The sequence below is a fragment of the Sporolactobacillus nakayamae genome (assembly GCF_900113325.1).
GTDB lineage: Bacteria > Bacillota > Bacilli > Bacillales > Sporolactobacillaceae > Sporolactobacillus > Sporolactobacillus nakayamae.
On record NZ_FOOY01000015.1, the window covers coordinates 30,182 to 30,395 of the forward strand.

Genomic DNA, 214 nt, shown 5'->3' on the forward strand with positions numbered 1-214 from the left:
TATCAGCGCTCAGACAAAAGAATCAGCGTTCAGACAAAAGTATCAGCGTTCAGAGAAAAATATCAGCGTTCAGACAAAAATATCAGCGTTCAGACAAAAATATCAGCGTTCAGAGAAAAATATCAGCGTTCAGGCAAAATTATCAGCGTTCAGAGAAAAATATCAGCGCTCAGACAAAAGAATCAGCGTTCAGACAAAAGTATCAGCGTTCAGA

Annotated in this window: 1 protein-coding gene; it reads left to right on the forward strand. The window is 38.8% G+C overall.

Going from position 1 to position 214, the window contains the following annotated elements; translation table 11 throughout:
* A partial coding sequence (locus tag BM003_RS17865) for a hypothetical protein (RefSeq protein WP_218143249.1) occupies nucleotides 1-214 on the forward strand: 214 nt, incomplete at both ends.